Source organism: Micromonospora sp. NBC_01638 (assembly GCF_045209745.1).
In the GTDB taxonomy this organism is placed as follows: domain Bacteria; phylum Actinomycetota; class Actinomycetes; order Mycobacteriales; family Micromonosporaceae; genus Micromonospora.
Genome location: NZ_CP109273.1, coordinates 406,524 through 423,738, shown reverse-complemented (window position 1 = coordinate 423,738; position 17,215 = coordinate 406,524). Strand labels below are relative to the sequence as shown.

Genomic DNA, 17,215 nt, shown 5'->3' with positions numbered 1-17,215 from the left:
CGTGGCCGCCAGGCTCCATACCGCGTGACGGTGGTCGATACCGGAGGTGGCGCTGCGTGACATCCCGTTCACGGCAAGTCGGCCATTATGCCGCAGCCCTTTTCGTGAGCAGCGCCATACCCCCGGCATCCGGCATCGGTCGGGTGCCCCTAGCATCGGCCCATGACGCCCGGAGAGGGGAGTCCGTTGGTGACTGCTGAGCATGCGCACGCGGAGGGGGACGAGGCCGGTCAGGCAGCGTCCGTAGGCGTGCTCGATGAGATTCTGGCTGGGGTGCGTGAGGACGTCGCCCGACGCCAGGAGCAGGTTCCGCTGGAGCGGATCCGTGAACTGGCAGCGGCGGCGCCGCCGCCACTGGACGCGTACGCGGCGCTGCGCAAGCCCGGCGTGGCCGTGATCGCCGAGGTGAAGCGCTCGTCGCCGTCCAAGGGCCGGCTGGCCGAGATCGCCGATCCGGCCGATCTGGCGGTCGACTACGCGGCCGGCGGGGCGCGGGCGATCAGCGTGCTGACCGAGGGGCGCTGGTTCGGCGGCTCACTGGACGACCTGGCGGCCGTCCGGGCCGCGGTCACCGTGCCGGTGCTGCGCAAGGACTTCGTGGTCTCCAGCTACCAGGTGCACGAGGCGCGCGCGCATGGCGCCGACCTGGTGCTGCTGATCGTCGCCGCGCTCGAGCAGAACGTGCTCATGGGCCTGCTGGAGCGGATCGAGTCGCTGGGCATGACCGCGCTGGTCGAGGTGCACGACGAGGAAGAGGCCGACCGCGCCCTGGAGGCCGGCGCGCAGGTGATCGGGGTCAACGCCCGTGACCTGCGTACCCTGGAGGTTGACCGATCGGTGTTCGAGCGGATCGCACCCGGCCTCCCCAGCAGCGTCGTCAAGATCGCCGAATCCGGCGTTCGTGGCCCGCACGACCTGATCCGGTACGCCTCCGCGGGTGCCGACGCGGTCCTCGTGGGCGAGGGCCTGGTCACCCAGAAGAGCCCGCGCGAGGCGGTCGCTGAGCTGGTCAACGCAGGCAACCACCCGGCAACGCCCCGGCCGGTGCGCTGACCCCGCACCGGCGTGAGCTCCCACCGAGAGGATTTCCGATGAGCGCCGACGCGCTGGCCCCGCTGGCCGGCCCGCAGCCCGACTCCGCTGGCCACTTCGGCCGCTTCGGCGGTCGGTTCGTTCCCGAGGCCCTGGTGGCCGCGCTGGACGAGCTCGACGGGGCGTGGCGCACGGCGATGGCGGACGAGTCCTTCCGGGTCGAGTTCGGTGCGTTGCTGCGCGACTACGCGGGCACGCCGTCGCTGCTCTACGAGGCCCGGCGGTTCTCCGCGAAGATCGGCGCGCGGGTGCTGCTCAAGCGCGAGGACCTCAACCACACCGGCGCGCACAAGGTGCGCAACGTGCTCGGCCAGGCGCTGCTCACCAAGCGGATGGGCAAGTCCCGGGTGATCGCGGAGACCGGTGCCGGCCAGCACGGCGTGGCCACCGCGACGGCCGCGGCACTGTTCGACCTGGAATGCGTGGTCTACATGGGCCAGGTCGACACGGAGCGGCAGGCGCTCAACGTGGCCCGGATGCGGATGCTCGGTGCCACCGTCGTCCCGGTCACGAACGGCTCGCGCACCCTCAAGGACGCGATGAACGAGGCGATGCGCGACTGGGTGGCCAACGTCGACGAGACGCACTACCTGATCGGCACCGCCGCCGGCCCGCATCCGTTCCCGGCGATGGTCCGCGATTTCGTCCGGGGCATCGGTGACGAGGCCCGCCAGCAGTGCCTCGACCTCACCGGCACGCTGCCGGACGCGGTCACCGCCTGCGTCGGCGGCGGCTCCAATGCGTTGGGCATCTTCCACGCCTTCGTCGGTGACGAGGACGTGCGGCTGTACGGCTTCGAGGCCGGTGGGGACGGGGTGGCCACCGGCCGGCACGCGGCCAGCATCACCGGTGGGTCGGCCGGCGTGCTGCACGGCACCCGTACCTACGTGCTGCAGGACGCTGACGGGCAGACCCTGGAGTCGCACTCGATCTCCGCCGGCCTGGACTACCCGGGCGTCGGGCCCGAGCACGCCTGGCTGCACGACACCGGCCGGGCCAACTACCTGCCGGTCACCGACGACGAGGCGATGGCCGCGTTCGAGCTGCTCTGCCGCACCGAGGGGATCATCCCGGCGATCGAGAGCGCGCACGCGCTCGCCGGCACCGTCGCGCTGGCTCCGAAGCTCGCCGCCGAGTTGGGCCGGGAGCCCACCATCGTGGTCAACCTTTCCGGGCGGGGCGACAAGGACGTGCACACCGCCGGCGACTACTTCGGCATCCTCGACAAGGAGCGGTGAGATGAGCCGGATCGGGGTGGCCTTCGACAAGGCCCGCGCCGACGGACGGGCACTGCTGGTCGGCTGCATGCCGGCTGGTTTCCCGACCGTCGAGGGCAGCATCGCCGCGATGACCGCCATGGTCGAGGCCGGCGTCGACGTCATCGAGGTGGAGATCCCATACTCCGACCCGGTGATGGACGGGCCGGTGATCCAGAAGGCCAGTGACATCGCGCTGGCCGGGGGCGTCCGCACCGCGGACACGCTGCGGATCATCGAGGCGGTGGCGGCCACCGGCGCTCCGGTGGTCACCATGACCTACTGGAACCCGGTCGAGCGTTACGGCGTGGACGTGTTCGCCCGTGACCTCGCCGCTGCCGGTGGCACCGGTCTGGTCACCCCCGACCTCATTCCCGACGAGGCGGACGAGTGGCTGGCCGCTTCGGAGGCACACGGACTGGACCGCACCTTCCTGGTCTCGCCGTCGTCCACCGATGCGCGGCTGGCGATGACCGTGGAGCACTGCCGCGGCTTCGTCTACGCGACCGCCGTCATGGGTGTGACCGGCGCCCGAGCGCGTACCTCGGACGCAGCGCCGACGCTGGTCTCCCGGGTCCGGGCGGTCACCGACCTGCCGGTCGGTGTCGGTCTGGGCGTGGGCACCGGTGCGCAGGCCGGCACCGTCGCCGGGTACGCCGACGGGGTGATCGTCGGCAGTGCGCTGGTCCGGTGCGTGCTCGACGCGTCCACCGAGGCGGAGGGGCTGGCCGCCCTGCGTACCCTCAGCGCCGAACTCGCCGAAGGGGTCCGCACCCCCACCCGCTGAGGGCGCGGCGGGCATGTCTTTCTTCTGAGCGTGATGCCTGTGAGTCATCTTGATGACTCACAGGCATCACGCTCAAAAGGGTGCTGGCCGCCGGGTGGGCGGCGTCGTGCGGCCTGAGATTTATCCGGCGGTCAGGGACGAAGCGAAGCGTCCGCAGCCGCTTCGCCACGTTGTTCCGGCGGCTGCCCCGAGACTGGTTGCGCGTCGGGACCGTTCTCCGGCTGGCCGTCCGGATCGGGCATCGACCGGGCGTCGCGGAGCACGCCGGAGCGGCCGGCGATCGCGTCGGCGACGGCGGCCCGGGTGAGCGGGGTGACCGACTCGGGCAGCGCGGCGGGGGCGTGCCAGGACAACCGGCAGCCCGGCGGCGGGTTGGCCGTCGGGCTGCCGTCGGCGGCGCGGGCCCGGAACACGTGCACGAGGACGTCCGGCAGCGGCCCGGCGCGTCCGGCCGGTGTTCTCCCCGTGGGGACGGTCAGGTGGTAGACGCCGACCAGGTCGACCAGGTCGATGTCCCAGCCAATCTCCGTGCGGATGTCCCGCAGGGCCGCCCGCACCGGGCTCTCGGCGGGGCGCAGTCGCCCGCCGGGTAGCGCGTAGCGGCGCTCACCCCGGCCCTGCTGGCAGAGCAGCACCCGGCCGATGTCGTCGCTGACGACCGCGGCGACCGCCCAGGTGAGCGCGCTCATGGACAAAGAGCCTACGGCGGCGCAAACCAGAAGTCACCGAGATGCGCGCACCAGCCGCCCGGGGTGCCGCTGGTGGGGTGTGCAGCGGTAGCGTGTGCACCCGTGACCCTCGCCTTGCTGTCCCCCCAGGCGGCCCTGCCCAGTCCCAGCACCGCGGTCTGGCAGCTCGGGCCTTTTCCGCTCCGGGCCTACGCGCTGTGCATCATCGCCGGCATCGTGCTGGCCTGCTGGGTGACGGAGCGCCGGCTGCGGCAGCGCGGCGTCGCGCCCGGCGCGGTGCTCGACATCGCTGTCTGGGCGGTGCCCGCGGGCATCATCGGCGCCCGGATCTACCACGTGATCACCTCGCCGGAGAAATACTTCGGCGCCGGCGGTGAGCCGTTGAAGGCGTTTTACATCTGGGAGGGCGGCCTCGGAATCTGGGGTGCGGTCGCTGGTGGCGCACTCGGTGCCTGGATCGCGGCCCGGCAACTCGGCATCCCGTTCGGCGTGGTGGCCGACGCGCTGGCACCCGGTCTGCCGCTGGCCCAAGCGGTCGGCCGGATCGGCAACTGGTTCAACAACGAGCTTTTCGGTGGCCGGACGACCCTGCCGTGGGGCCTGCAGATCCATCGGATGGACCCGGACAATCCGGGGCACGCGCTGCGCGACGACGCCGGGCAGCCGATCCTCGAACCGGGCCTCTACCAGCCGACCTTCCTCTACGAGGCGCTGTGGAACCTCGGCGTGGTCGCCCTGGTCCTCATCCTGGATCGCCGATTGAAGCTGGGCCGGGGTCGGGCGTTCGCGCTCTACGTGATGGGCTACACCGTCGGCCGGTTCTGGATCGAGCTGATGCGCACCGACGAGGCCAACCAGATCCTCGGCGTCCGCCTCAACGTCTGGACCGCGGCCCTGGTCTTCCTCGGCGCGTTGATCTACTTCGTCCGGGTGCGCGGCCCTCGGGAATACCTGATCCCGCTCGGCGCGGCGGCGACGACCCCGCCTGCCACGTCCGACCTGTCCCAGGTCGACCTCTCCGAGCGGGAGACCGCCGCGCGGGCCGCCGCGCCGGAGGGCTACCGGGTGGTCAGCGAGGAGCAGTACGCCGCGTGGCAGGACACCGGCGTCGTGCCGCCGGAGCCGGCCACCGACGAGGGCTCCCAGCCGGGTGGCGGCGAGCCGCTCGGTGCCGCGGCACCCGTCGACCGCCCGTCGACCGACGACGAGCCGGCGGACGAACTCTCGGCCGCCGACGCCGACGCCGACGCCGACGCCGACCGGGCCGACGCCGCGGGCGCGCGGCCCGCCGACCAGGACAGCTGAGCGGGGGCGGCACCGATGCGAAGCGCGGTGGTGGTCGGCGCAGGGGTCGGTGGCCTCGCGGTGGCCGGCGCGCTGGCCCGCTCCGGCTGGCAGGTCACCCTGTTGGAACGCGCCGAACGGGTCCGCCCCGAGCCGACCGCCGTGGTGCTCTGGCCCAACGGTGTCCGCGCGCTGCAGGTCCTCGGCCTCGGCGCGGGCCTGGCTGCCATCGCCACCCCGCTGCCCGACGGCGGGGTCCGTCGCCCGGACGGGCACTGGCTCGTGCAGCCCCGGCCTGTCCCGGCCGACCGGATGCCGGTGGTGGTCCACCGCGAGGACCTGCACGACACGCTGATCGCCGGCCTCGGCGACCGGGTCGAGCTGCGTACCGGAGTGACCGTGCGCCACGTCCGGGTCGAGCCGGGCGAGCGACCGGCGGTCAGCGACGGACGGCACACCATCGAGGCCGACCTGGTGGTCGCCGCTGACGGCACGGACAGCGGCATCCGCCGCCAACTCGCCCCCGAGTCCCGGGTGGTCAGCTCCGGATGTGCCGCCTGGCGGGCGGTCATTCCCTGGTACCAGGCACCGCGGCTACCCGACGACCAACCGCTGGCCGGTGAGATCCTCGGCGCGGGTTACCGATTCGTGGCCGCGTCGCTGGGCGAGCGCGGCTCCTCAGGTGGGTCTACCCGGGGCGGCATCTACTGGGTGGCCACGGCCGCCGGCGCACCACGTCCGGAACCGCCGGAGACCCAGCTCGCTCTGCTGCGCCGCTGGTACGCGGGGTGGCCCGCCCCGATTGGCGCGCTGCTCGACGCCACCGACCCGGCCGACCTGGTCCAGCAGGAGGTGCGCGAGCTGCGCCCGCTGCCCCGTGCGTACGGCTTTCCGGTCGGGCCGGGCGGGGTGGTGCTGCTCGGCGACGCGGCGCACGCCATGCCGCCGCATCTTGGGCAGGGCGCCTGCCTGGCGTTCGAGGACGCCGCCACGCTCGCCTCCCTGCTGCGCGAGGCTCGGCTGCCGGACGCCGTTCAGGCGTACGACCGGGTGCGCCGTCCCAGGGTGGCGGCCGTGGTCCGGCAGACCCGGCGGATGTCGGCGGTGCTCCAGACCCGGGGCCGGTTGGCGTTGCGCGCCCGGGACGCCGCACTAGGCACGATCAATTCGCGGCTGATCTCCAGTGCCGCCGCCTCCGCCGCCCAGTGGCGTCCCCCAGCCTGACCCACGCTCGCGGGAGGTCAGGGGATGAGGGCGGCGGGTTCGGCGATGCAGGCGGTGCCGATGCGGCGGAAACCGACTCGCAGGTAGACCCGGGCGATATCGTCGCTGCCCGCCGAGAGGAAGATCAGGTCGGTGCCGGCCGCGCGCAGCTCCCGGGCGATGGTGGCGGTGAGCGCGGCGCCCAGCCCGCGTCGTCGGGCGGCCGGCAGAGTGGCCACCCCGGCGATCTCCGCGACGTCGTCCACCCGCATGGCCATGCCGCTGGCCAGCGCACCCTCGGTCGGTGTGCCGGCCAGTGCGGAGATCCGTCGGCCGTCGGCGATCCGGGTGCGCTCCTCGTCGAGCGCGGCCACCTCAAGTGCGGTGATGGCGGCGTCCCGCTCGGCCGGACCGGCCGCACCAGGCGCGGTGCCGGCCGCGGCGAACGACACCGCTGCCACCGCACGTCGGGCGGCCACGTCGGCGGCGAAGCCGGGGGAGTCCGCCGTCAGCACCCGCACCGCCACGTCGGACAGCGTCGCCGGGTCGGGCAGCGCGGTCGGGTCGAGCACCATCAGCGGCGCCTCCAGCACGTTCAGCCCCGCCGAGCGGGCCACCGCCAGCAGCTCGGGGCTGGTCTCGTGCACCCACTCGAAGGCTTCCGGCAGGCCCAGCTTCCGCTGCCGCTCGCGGACCGAGGTCACGTCGGCCAGCGACGGCGGCGCGGTGGCGTCGATCCGGGGGCGGGCGTAGAACGGCCAGCCGGCACTCTCGCGAACGAATAACACCAGCCCGCCGTGCTCCTCCACACCGGCGACGTCGCGGGGCACCGCGTCGTAGAAGCGTTCCAACCGGTCGAAGACGTGCTTGTTCAGCGGATCCACCGCGCGAGACTACATGTCCCAGACTATGGACGGTGTGATCAATCTCAGGTGGCCGTGCGACCCCGGCCCTAACGTAGACTCAATAGACCCACGGGCCGACGTCGTCCCCATCATGATCCAACCTGAGTGACGACAGGGGGCCCGGTGGCTCAGCCGTACGCGGACATCGAACAGCCGTATCCGCACAGCCCGCAGGCGTCCCCGACGCCCGGCCCCCGCCCGTCCGCCCAGGGCCTCTACGACCCGGCCCAGGAGCACGACGCCTGCGGGGTGGCCTTCGTAGCGGACCTGCATGGCCGGCGTTCACACGCGGTCGTCGCCAACGGGCTCGGTGCGCTCTGCCGGCTGGACCATCGGGGTGCCCGTGGCGCGGAGCCGAACACCGGCGACGGCGCGGGCATCATGATCCAGGTGCCCGACGTGTTCCTGCGTGCGGTGGCCGACGTCGCGCTTCCCTCGGCGGGCGAATACGCCACCGGGCTGGTCTTCCTCCCCGACGACGACGCCGCCGAGGCGCGTGCGCGGCGGGTGGTCGAAAAGTACGCCCTGGTCGAGGGTGCCGATCTGCTCGGCTGGCGGGAGGTGCCAATCGACCCGGCCGGGCTCGGCGAGACCGCCCTGGCGGCGATGCCTCGGGTCCGGCAGCTCTTCCTGGCCGCGCACCGGCTCACCGACTCACCCGCTGGGTCGGCCGGTTCCGCGCTGAGCGGCGTCGAGCTGGACCGGGTGGCGTTCTGCCTGCGCAAGCAGGCCGAACGGGAGACCGCCGAGCGGGGCGTGCCGGCATACTTCCCGTCGCTGTCCAGCCGCACGATGGTCTACAAGGGGATGCTCACCCCCGACCAACTGCCGGCGTTCTACCCGGACCTGCGCGACGAGCGGGTGGACAGCGCGATCGCGCTGGTGCACTCCCGCTTCTCCACCAACACCTTCCCGTCCTGGCCGCTGGCGCACCCGTACCGCTTCATCGCCCACAACGGCGAGATCAACACGATCCGTGGCAACCGCAACTGGATGCAGGCCCGCGAGGCGCTACTGCGCTCGCCGAACGTGCCGGGCAACATTCGGCGGGTCTTCCCGGTCTGCACCCCCGGCGCCTCCGACTCGGCGAACTTTGACGAGGTCCTGGAGCTGCTGCACCTGGCCGGGCGGAGCCTGCCGCACGCGGTGCTCATGATGATCCCCGAGGCGTGGGAGAACGACCCCGGCATGGAGCCGGCCAAGCGTGCCTTCTACCGCTTCCACGCCAGCCTGATGGAGCCGTGGGACGGTCCGGCGTCGGTGGCCTTCACCGACGGCGAGATCGTCGGCGCCGTGCTGGACCGCAACGGGCTGCGCCCGGGGCGCTGGTGGCAGACCGACGACGGGCTCGTCGTGCTCGGCTCCGAGGCGGGCGTACTCGACCTCGACCCGGCCCACGTGGTCGCGAAGGGGCGGCTCCAGCCGGGCAAGATGTTCCTGGTCGACACCGTCGCCGGTCGGATCGTGCACGACGAGGAGATCAAGTCCGAGTTGGCCGCCGCCCAGCCGTACGGCGAGTGGCTGCACGCCGGGCTGATCGAGCTCAACGACCTGCCCGCCCGCGAGCACACCGTTTACACGCACGACTCGGTTCGCCGCCGCCAGCAGACCTTCGGCTACAGCGAGGAGGAGCTGAAGATCCTGCTCGGTCCGATGGCCAGCACCGGCGCCGAGCCGCTCGGTTCGATGGGCACGGACACCCCGATCTCGCCGCTGTCCACCCGGCCGCGGCTGCTCTACGACTACTTCCACCAGCTCTTCGCCCAGGTCACCAACCCGCCGTTGGACGCCATCCGCGAAGAGTTGGTGACCAGCCTGGCGTCGACGATCGGGCCGGAGGGCAACCTGCTCGACCCGGGCGCGGCAAGCTGCCGGCAGATCGTGCTGCCGCACCCGGTCATCGACAACGACGAGCTGGCGAAGATCCTCTCCATCGACGAGGACGGCGACCTGCCCGGTTTCAAGGCGGTCCGGGTCTCCGGGCTGTACCGCATCCGGGAGGGCGCCGCCGGGATCAAGGCGCGGCTGACCGAGATCTGCCGGCACGTCTCCGAGGCGATCGAGGACGGCGTACGCATCCTGGTGCTCTCCGATCGGGACTCCAACGCCGACCTGGCGCCGATCCCGTCGCTGCTGCTCACCGCCGCTGTGCACCAGCACCTGGTGCGTGAGCAGACCCGTACGCAGGTAGCGCTTGTCGTGGAGTCCGGCGACTGCCGGGAGGTGCACCACGCGGCGGTGCTGATCGGCTACGGTGCGGCGGCGGTCAACCCGTACCTGGCCTTCGAGTCGGTGGAGGACATGATCTCCACGGGCACGCTGGTCGGCGTCGAACCGGCCACCGCGGTGCGCAACTACGCCAAAGCGCTCGGCAAGGGCGTCCTGAAGATCATGTCGAAGATGGGCATCTCGACGGTCTCGTCGTACTGCGGGGCGCAGGTCTTCGAGGCGGTCGGGCTGGACAAGCGGCTGGTCGAGCGCTACTTCCGGGGCACCCCCAGCCGGATCGGCGGGGTGGCGCTGGCCGGCGTCCACGCCGAGGTTGCCGCCCGACACGCGCTGCCCTGGCCCCCGGCGGGCACCGCCGCCTCCGACCGGTTGGAGGTCGGTGGCGAGTACCAGTGGCGCCGCGAGGGTGAGCTGCACCTGTTCAACCCGGAGACGGTCTTCCTGCTGCAGCACGCCACCCGCAGCCGACAGTACGACGTCTTCCGGCAGTACACCGCGAAGGTCGACGCGCTCGCCGCGCAGGCCGGCTCGCTGCGTGGGCTGTTCACCCTGCGCACCGGGGTCCGCCCGGCCGTGCCGATCGGGGAGGTCGAGCCGGTCACCGAGATCGTCAAGCGGTTCGCCACCGGCGCCATGTCGTACGGGTCGATCTCCGCGGAGGCGCACGAGACGCTCGCCATCGCGATGAACCGCCTCGGCGGCAAGTCCAACACCGGTGAGGGCGGCGAGGACGTCGAGCGGCTGCACGACCCGGCCCGCCGCTCGGCCGTCAAGCAGATCGCCAGCGGCCGGTTCGGTGTGACCAGCGAATACCTGGTCAACGCGGACGACCTGCAGATCAAGATGGCCCAGGGCGCCAAACCGGGCGAGGGCGGTCAGCTGCCCGGCAACAAGGTCTGGCCGTGGATCGCCCGCACCCGGCACGCCACCCCCGGCGTGGGTCTGATCTCCCCGCCGCCGCACCACGACATCTACTCCATCGAGGACCTCGCCCAGCTGGTGCACGACCTGAAGTGCGTCAACCCGGCTGCCCGGGTGCACGTCAAGCTGGTCAGCGAGGTCGGCGTCGGCACTGTCGCCGCCGGCGTGGCGAAGCTCAAGGCGGACGTCATCCTGATCTCCGGCCACGACGGCGGCACGGGCGCTTCCCCGATGAACTCGCTCAAGCACGCCGGCACCCCGTGGGAGCTGGGGCTGGCCGAGGCGCAGCAGACGCTGCTGCTCAACAAGTTGCGCGACCGGGTCACCGTGCAGGTCGACGGCCAGCTCAAGACCGGCCGGGACGTGCTGATCGCGGCGCTGCTCGGCGCGGAGGAGTTCGGCTTCGCGACCGCGCCGCTGATCGTTGCCGGCTGCGTGATGATGCGGGTCTGCCACCTGGACACCTGCCCGGTCGGCATCGCCACCCAGAACCCGGTGCTCCGGGAGCGCTTCACCGGCACCCCGGAGTTCGTGGAGAACTTCTTCCTCTTCCTGGCCGAGGAGGTCCGGGGATACCTGGCCGAGCTGGGCTTCCGGTCGATCGAGGAGGCGATCGGGCAGTCCGAGCTGCTCGACGTGGCCCCGGCGGTGACGCACTGGAAGGCGCACGGGTTGGACCTGGCGCCCGTCCTGCACCTGCCGGAGCTGCCCGCCGGCGCCGCCCGACGTGGGGTTCGCGCCCAGGACCACGGCCTGGAGCAGGCACTGGACAACGAGCTGATCGCGCTGGCCCGTCCGGCGTTTTCCGACGGGGCGCCGGTGCGGGTCGAGGTGGCGGTGCGCAACGAGCACCGCAGCGTGGGCGCGATGCTCGGCGGCGAGGTGACCCGTCGCTTCGGCGGCGTCGGCCTCCCCGAAGACACCATCGAGTTCGTGCTGCACGGCACGGCGGGGCAGTCGTTCGGCGCGTTCCTGCCGCGCGGGGTGACCCTGCGGCTGCACGGCGACGCCAACGACTACGTGGGCAAGGGCCTCTCCGGTGGACGCATCATCGTCCGTCCGGACGCCACCGCGCCGTTCCTCGACCCCGACGCCGAGCCGGGGCAGCGGGCCGAGGATCAGATCATCGCCGGCAACACCATCCTGTACGGGGCCACGGCGGGCGAGGTCTTCCTGCGCGGTCGGGTGGGGGAGCGGTTCGCCGTGCGCAACTCCGGTGCGATCGCCGTGGTCGAAGGCGTCGGCGATCACGGCTGCGAGTACATGACCGGCGGCACGGTGGTGGTGCTCGGCGCGACCGGCCGTAACTTCGCGGCCGGTATGTCCGGCGGCACCGCGTTCGTGCACCACCTGGACCGTGCGCGCGTCAACGCCGAACTTGTCGACCTGGCGCCGCTGGGCGAGCAGGAGCAGTCGCTGCTGCACGAGTTGGTCCAGCGGCACGTCGCCGAGACCGGGTCGGCGGTGGCCGAGGAGCTGCTCAAGCGTTGGCCGGAGGCGGTGGCTGAGTTCACCGCGGTGGTGCCCCGCGACTACCGCCGGGTGCTGGAGATCATGCGGGCCGCCGAAGCCGCCGGCCGCGATGTCGACGACGCGGTGATGAGCGCGCTCAGCGCGCCGTCGGCCGCGCCCGTGCCGCCCGCCCCGCGGGTGGTCGCCCAGGAGGTGGCACGTGCCTGACCCGAACGGTTTCCTGCGTTACGACCGGCGGCTGCCGGCCCGCCGCCCGGTGCCGGTGCGGATCAGCGACTGGCATGAGGTATACCCGCCGGCCGGCGAGGAACTGATCCGTGAGCAGGCCACGCGATGCATGGACTGCGGCATCCCGTTCTGCCACGACGGCTGCCCGCTGGGCAACCGCATCCCGGACTGGAACGACCTGGTGCGTACCGGCAACTGGGATGCCGCCGTGGAGTCGCTGCACGCCACCAACAACTTTCCGGAGTTCACCGGCCGGCTCTGTCCGGCGCCCTGCGAGGCGGCCTGCGTGCTCGGTATCTCCGGCGGCCAACCGGTGACCATCAAGCAGGTCGAGGTGGAAATCGCCGACGCCGCCGCGGCGCGCGGTTTCCCTCCCCGCCCGGTGCCGGCGCCGTCCGGCCGGTCGGTCGCCGTCGTCGGCTCCGGGCCCGCCGGGCTCGCCGCCGCCCAGCAGCTGGCCCGCGCCGGTCACGCGGTGACGGTGTACGAGCGGGACGACGCGATCGGTGGCCTGCTCCGGTACGGCATCCCCGACTTCAAGCTGGAGAAGCGGCACATCGACAGCCGACTGGAGCAGCTCGTCGCCGAGGGGGTGCGCTTCCGCACCGGTGTGAACGTCGGGGTGGACATCAGCGCCGAGCAGTTGCGCGACGAGCATGACGCGGTGCTGCTGGCCTGCGGCGCGTTGCAGGGCCGGGACACCCCGGAGACCCCGGGGCGGGCGCTTCGGGGCGTACACCAGGCGATGGCGCACCTGGTCGCGGCGAATCGCGCGGTCGCCACCGCGGCCACCGACCAGCCCGGCGTCGTGGTCACCGGCGAGGGCCGGCCGGCGCGTGCGCTGCTGCCGGACGGCACCCCGATCGATGCCGCCGGCAAGCACGTGGTGATCATCGGTGGTGGTGACACCGCGGCCGACTGCCTCGGCGTCGCGCACCGGCAGGGCGCTGCTGGCGTGCACCAGCTCGACCTGTACCCGCAGCCGCCCCAAGCCCGCGACGAGGCACGGGACCCGTGGCCGACCTGGCCGTGGATCCTGCGCAGCTACCCGGCGCATGAGGAGGGTGGCGAGCGGGTCTTCGCTGTGGCGGTGCAGGAGTTCGTGGACGACGGCACCGGCCAGGTGCGGGCGGTGCGGATCGCCGAGGTGACCGTGGAGAAGCGCGACGGCCGGCGGGTCGTCACCGTGGTGCCGGGCTCCGAGCGGGAGTTGCCGGCCGATCTGGTGCTGCTGGCGATCGGCTTCGAGGGCACCGAGCCGCAGCCGCTGCTGGGCCAGTTCGGCGTGACCCGTAATCCCCGGGGTGCTGTCGATGCCCGCGACGACTGGCAGACCGATGCCGACGGGGTGTTCGTCGCCGGTGACATGCACCGGGGTGCGTCGCTGATCGTCTGGGCCATCGCCGAGGGGCGTGCGGCGGCCGCCGCCATCCACGGGTATCTCGGCGGTGTCGGTGCGCTGCCGGCTCCGGTCGGCCCGGCGGCGCAGGCTCTCGCCGCCCACTGACCCGGGGGCGTCACCAGACGATCGACGCCGTGGTGGTGGCGCCGTTCGCCGTACGCCCGGGGGTCGTTCCCGGTCACCAGGCATCGCCGCCGGCCGGTGGCCGGGACCGGGGCGGTGCCCGCGCCGGATTCGCCTACCTGCGCGGGCAGCCGGTACTGCTCCTCGCGCTCGCCCTGTCGTTCGTGCTCGGCAGCCTGGGCCGCAACTACCAGGTCACGATGGCCGCGATGAGCGACGGGCCGCTGGAGGCCGGCGCTTCCGGTTACGGCTTCCTGTCGACCGTTTTCGCGGTCGGGACGGTGCTGGGCGCGCTCGTCGCGGCCCGCCGGAGTTCCCTGGGCTACCGGACGCTGGTCGCCGCGGGGCTGCTCGCCAGCGGGCTGCAGATCGTCGCCGACCTCGCACCGGGGACCTGGAGTTTCGCGGCGGTGATCCTGCCGATCGCCGCCGCCGCGGTGGTCATCGACACGACCGTCGGCACCCGCGCCCAACTCGACACCGACGGCGTGATGCGGGGGCGGGTGCTCGCCGCCCTGGCGGTCACCGGCTCGGTCTCCGCCGCAGTCGGCCCCTCCGCTGCTCGGCTGGCTCGCCGAACACGCCGGGCCACGGCAGACACTCGTCCTCGCCGGTTCCGCTGCGGCGATCGCCACAGTGGTGGCGGCGGTCGCCCTGGACCGCCAACGCGGTCGCGAGGCCACCCTCGCGCTGGTCGTGCCGCGGCCGCGACATCCGGTACGGCGAGTGGCGTTCCGGGCCGCCCGCATCGTCCGGCCCACCGGGGCCGTCTGTGCCGTCGCGCCCGCCGGGCCCGGTGGGGTCCGGTTGGGCTCGGTCCGGCTCGGGGAGTTGACCACGGCCGGGCAGGCACCGCCCCGCTGAGACAGCGGTCACCCCCCGGCGGACGGTCTGCGGGACCGATCGACACGAAGATCATCGTTACGCTGCGGTCATGGACATCGAGGAGCGGCTACGGCGGACCCGCCGGTGGCTGTGGATCGTGCTGATCGGGCTCTTCCTGAGCGGCGCCACCGCGTTTCCGCTGGAAATCGAGGTGCGCTGGCTGCTGCGCGCACTGGACCCTCTCGCCGGTCAGCTGCCGGCGCTGGTCAACTGGATCGAACGGGTGCACACCGGGCTCGTGACGGCCGGCGAGGACTATCCGTTCCTGCTCTACGGCACCGACTGGCTGGCCTTCGCCCACCTGGTGCTGGCGGTGGCCTTCTGGGGGCCGCTGCGTGACCCGGTGCGCAACGTCTGGGTGGTGCAGGTCGGCATGATCGCCTGCGCGGGGATCGTTCCGCTGGCACTGATCTGCGGCCCGATCCGCGACATCCCCTGGTTCTGGACGCTCGTCGACCTGTCCTTCGCGGTCGGGGCGTTCCCGCCGCTCTGGTTCGCCTATCGGCACATTCGCGCCATCGAGGCGAGCACGGCCGGGCAGGCGGGTGCCCCGTCTGAGCTCCGGTCGTCGGCGCCGGCGTCCTGAGTCGCCGTTGGTGACGGGTCCGCACGGAGGCCAGCGACATCTGCGGGCCCCGTTGCTCTGCTTCAACCCGCGCAACGCCTCACGTCCAATATCCGGACAGTAGGTGTTGCCTCCGTTGAAGCAGAGCAAAGGACGTGCAGCGGTGGGCCGAGGAGCCGCAGGGACAGACGGAAGGCCCGCCGCGGTGGGCGGCGGGCCTTCCGGGCGACTAGTGCGACAGCAGGTGGTGCGCCTCGCGGATCTTGGCCCAGGACTTCGGCTCCGTCGGCGGGGCGGCCTTGCGCGCGGCGGCGGCCACGTCGGGTCGCCCGGCGGTGAACAGCCAGGTGGTGAACAGGTCGTCCAGGTCCAGCCCGGAGATCCGTTCGGCCAGGGCCTGGAACTGCGCGATGGTGCCGTTGCCGTAGCGGTGCTCGGCGGTCCAGGCCGGCAGGATCTCGAAGAACGCGTCGTCGCCGACGGCCAACCGCAACTGGTGCAGCGTCATCGCACCCCGGTCGTAGACGGCGTCGTCGAAGACCCGGTTGGCACCCGGGTCGCCGGGCAGCACCTGCCAGAACTCGTCGTCGGCCGGGTAGCTGGCGTAGGTGAAGTCGAACACCTCCTGCGCGGTGCCCTCGCCCTGTTCCTCCGACCAGAGCCACTCGGCGTACGAGGCGAAGCCCTCGTTGAGCCAGATGTTGCGCCAGTCGGCCACCGAGACCGAGTCGCCGAACCACTGGTGCGCGTTCTCGTGGGCCACCACGTACGTGTTGGCGCCGCGACGCCAGAACCCGGGGCCGTACACCGGTCGGGTCTGCGTCTCCAGGGCGAAGCCGATGCCGTCGACCGGCCCTGCCACGCCGCCCTGCGCCTCGAACGGGTACGGGCCGAAGATCCCGCTCTCCCAGTCGACGATCTCGGCGGTCCGCTCGATGCTGGCCCGTGCGGCCGGCCCGAGCGCGCCCAGCGAGGTGCTGTACGCGTTGATCACCGGCTGGCCGCTCGGTGTGGTGTCGGTGACGATGTCGTACTGGCCGATGGCCATGAAGGCCAGGTAGGGGGCCGTGGGGGAGGTGGTCCGCCAGATCCACCGGGTGCGGTTGCCGGCCTCGGCCAGCGGCGGTCGCGGCTGCACGCCGTTGCTGATCACCTCGACGCCGGTGGGCACCGAGACGGAGATGTCGAAGGTGGCCTTGTCCAGTGGGTGATCGTTGCTCGGGAACCACCACCACGCCGACTCGGGCTCGTTGACGGCGAGGGCGCCGTCGTCGGTACGCGTCCAGCCGGTGTAGCCGCCGACCAGGGTCTCCGACGGGATGCCGGTGTAGCGCACCACGATGGTGAGCTGCTGACCCCGGGTCACCGTGCGGGCCGGGGTGACGACCAGCTCGTGCACACCGGCGGTGCTGGTGCTCGCCGCCCAGCCGTTGACCCGGACCGACTCGACGTCGAGCAGGAAGTCCAGATTGAACGCCGAAAGGTCCTGTGTGGCGGTGGCGAGGATGGTGGTGGTGCCGGTGAGCAGGTCGGTTGCCGGGTCGTAGCGCAGCCGGACGTCGTAGTGATCGACGTCGTAGCCGCCGTTGCCGTAGTCGGGGAAGTAGCTGTCGCCCAACCCGGGTGCGCCGGGTTGCGGCGCGGCGGTGACGACGGGACGGCCCCAGCCCGTCGGGGCGGCCTGGCCGGGGGTGCCGGCGAGCATGGTGCCGGCGGTGGTGAGGGTCAGGGCGGCGGTGGCCGCCGTGAGGACTCGTCGCACGGGGTGGACTCCCTCCATCGGGTGTTCGCCCCGCCAACCTAATCGACAACTGTGAACGCCGCCGGCCCTCCGCGCGGTGCCGGCCGGTGGCGGGGCTTGCGCCAGATGACCACACTGGGTGGAATCGGCGGTCACGCCGTGCCACGGTCGGGGGTGCCGATGCGGGAGTTGACCGGTCAGAGGCAGTCGACCGCCGGTCGGGACCGGTTCCCGGCCGGCGGGCTGGAGTTCTTCGCGCTGCTCGCGCGGCTGCTGCGGCGTCCCCGCCGCGGTGACCTGTGGGGTGGCCGACGCGTCCACCCCGGCGGCCTGCGGCAAGGCGTGACCGGCAAGGCGTGACCGGCCCGGCGTGACACGTCCTGGCAGGACTGTCCGGGTGCCGCCGGTGTCCGTTAGGGTTCCTGGGACCAG

The 17,215-nt window shown here is 72.5% G+C and carries 13 protein-coding genes; 10 read left to right on the top strand and 3 right to left on the bottom strand.

What is annotated here, in order from left to right; all coding sequences use genetic code 11:
* Positions 1–249: 249 nt before the first annotated feature.
* The 3 genes from trpC to trpA are packed head-to-tail and all read left to right on the top strand — an operon-like array spanning position 250 to position 3,135.
* Positions 250–1,053: an indole-3-glycerol phosphate synthase TrpC gene (gene trpC / locus OG811_RS01820; protein ID WP_172862221.1), complete on the top strand. Its 804-nt coding sequence runs from the start codon at positions 250–252 to the stop codon at positions 1,051–1,053.
* A 38-nt stretch (positions 1,054–1,091) separates the two neighbouring features.
* The gene (trpB, locus tag OG811_RS01815; protein ID WP_406071632.1) at positions 1,092–2,330 is read left to right on the top strand and encodes a tryptophan synthase subunit beta; all 1,239 of its coding nucleotides are present in this window, start codon (positions 1,092–1,094) and stop codon (positions 2,328–2,330) included.
* A 1-nt stretch (position 2,331) separates the two neighbouring features.
* Positions 2,332–3,135 (top strand): tryptophan synthase subunit alpha, encoded by an 804-nt coding sequence (gene trpA / locus OG811_RS01810; RefSeq protein ID WP_406071630.1) that lies wholly within the window; start codon positions 2,332–2,334, stop codon positions 3,133–3,135.
* Between the two features lie 131 nt (positions 3,136–3,266).
* On the opposite strand, the gene OG811_RS01805 is transcribed toward trpA, so the two are convergent.
* Entirely contained in the window at positions 3,267–3,824 is a 558-nt protein-coding gene (locus OG811_RS01805; protein ID WP_406071628.1) for an NUDIX hydrolase, read from the bottom strand.
* Between the two features lie 102 nt (positions 3,825–3,926).
* Here OG811_RS01805 and lgt point away from each other — a divergent pair, with 102 nt between their 5' ends.
* Both lgt and OG811_RS01795 read left to right on the top strand, forming a co-directional pair.
* Positions 3,927–5,129, top strand: coding sequence for a prolipoprotein diacylglyceryl transferase (gene lgt, locus OG811_RS01800; RefSeq protein ID WP_406071627.1), 1,203 nt, complete (start codon positions 3,927–3,929; stop codon positions 5,127–5,129).
* 15 nt (positions 5,130–5,144) lie between these two features.
* Positions 5,145–6,332 (top strand): FAD-dependent oxidoreductase, encoded by a 1,188-nt coding sequence (locus tag OG811_RS01795; RefSeq protein WP_406071625.1) that lies wholly within the window; start codon positions 5,145–5,147, stop codon positions 6,330–6,332.
* Positions 6,333–6,349: 17 nt separating this feature from the next.
* Here OG811_RS01795 and OG811_RS01790 read toward each other — a convergent pair whose 3' ends face one another.
* On the bottom strand, positions 6,350–7,186 hold the full coding sequence (locus OG811_RS01790) for a GNAT family N-acetyltransferase (protein WP_406075449.1): 837 nt from the start codon (positions 7,184–7,186) through the stop codon (positions 6,350–6,352).
* Positions 7,187–7,360: 174 nt separating this feature from the next.
* On the opposite strand from OG811_RS01790, the gene gltB reads away from it, so the two are divergent.
* Genes gltB through OG811_RS01770 form a run of 4 tightly spaced genes read left to right on the top strand, consistent with a single transcriptional unit; the run spans position 7,361 to position 15,063 of the window.
* Positions 7,361–12,046 (top strand): glutamate synthase large subunit, encoded by a 4,686-nt coding sequence (gltB, locus tag OG811_RS01785; RefSeq protein WP_406075448.1) that lies wholly within the window; start codon positions 7,361–7,363, stop codon positions 12,044–12,046.
* On the top strand, positions 12,039–13,574 hold the full coding sequence (locus OG811_RS01780) for a glutamate synthase subunit beta (protein WP_406071623.1): 1,536 nt from the start codon (positions 12,039–12,041) through the stop codon (positions 13,572–13,574). The genes gltB and OG811_RS01780 overlap by 8 nt, the downstream gene beginning before the upstream one ends.
* Before the next feature lie 29 nt (positions 13,575–13,603).
* Positions 13,604–14,581 (top strand): hypothetical protein, encoded by a 978-nt coding sequence (locus tag OG811_RS01775; RefSeq protein WP_406071622.1) that lies wholly within the window; start codon positions 13,604–13,606, stop codon positions 14,579–14,581.
* Positions 14,527–15,063: a hypothetical protein gene (locus OG811_RS01770; RefSeq protein WP_406071620.1), complete on the top strand. Its 537-nt coding sequence runs from the start codon at positions 14,527–14,529 to the stop codon at positions 15,061–15,063. Before OG811_RS01775 ends, OG811_RS01770 begins: the two co-directional genes overlap by 55 nt.
* A 208-nt stretch (positions 15,064–15,271) precedes the next feature.
* Here the strand turns inward: OG811_RS01770 and OG811_RS01765 are convergent, their stop codons facing one another.
* Positions 15,272–16,804, bottom strand: a complete 1,533-nt coding sequence (locus OG811_RS01765) for a M1 family metallopeptidase (RefSeq protein WP_406071619.1) — start codon at positions 16,802–16,804, stop codon at positions 15,272–15,274.
* A 105-nt stretch (positions 16,805–16,909) separates the two neighbouring features.
* Here OG811_RS01765 and OG811_RS01760 point away from each other — a divergent pair, with 105 nt between their 5' ends.
* Positions 16,910–17,143 (top strand): hypothetical protein, encoded by a 234-nt coding sequence (locus OG811_RS01760; protein ID WP_406071617.1) that lies wholly within the window; start codon positions 16,910–16,912, stop codon positions 17,141–17,143.
* Positions 17,144–17,215 lie beyond the last annotated feature (72 nt).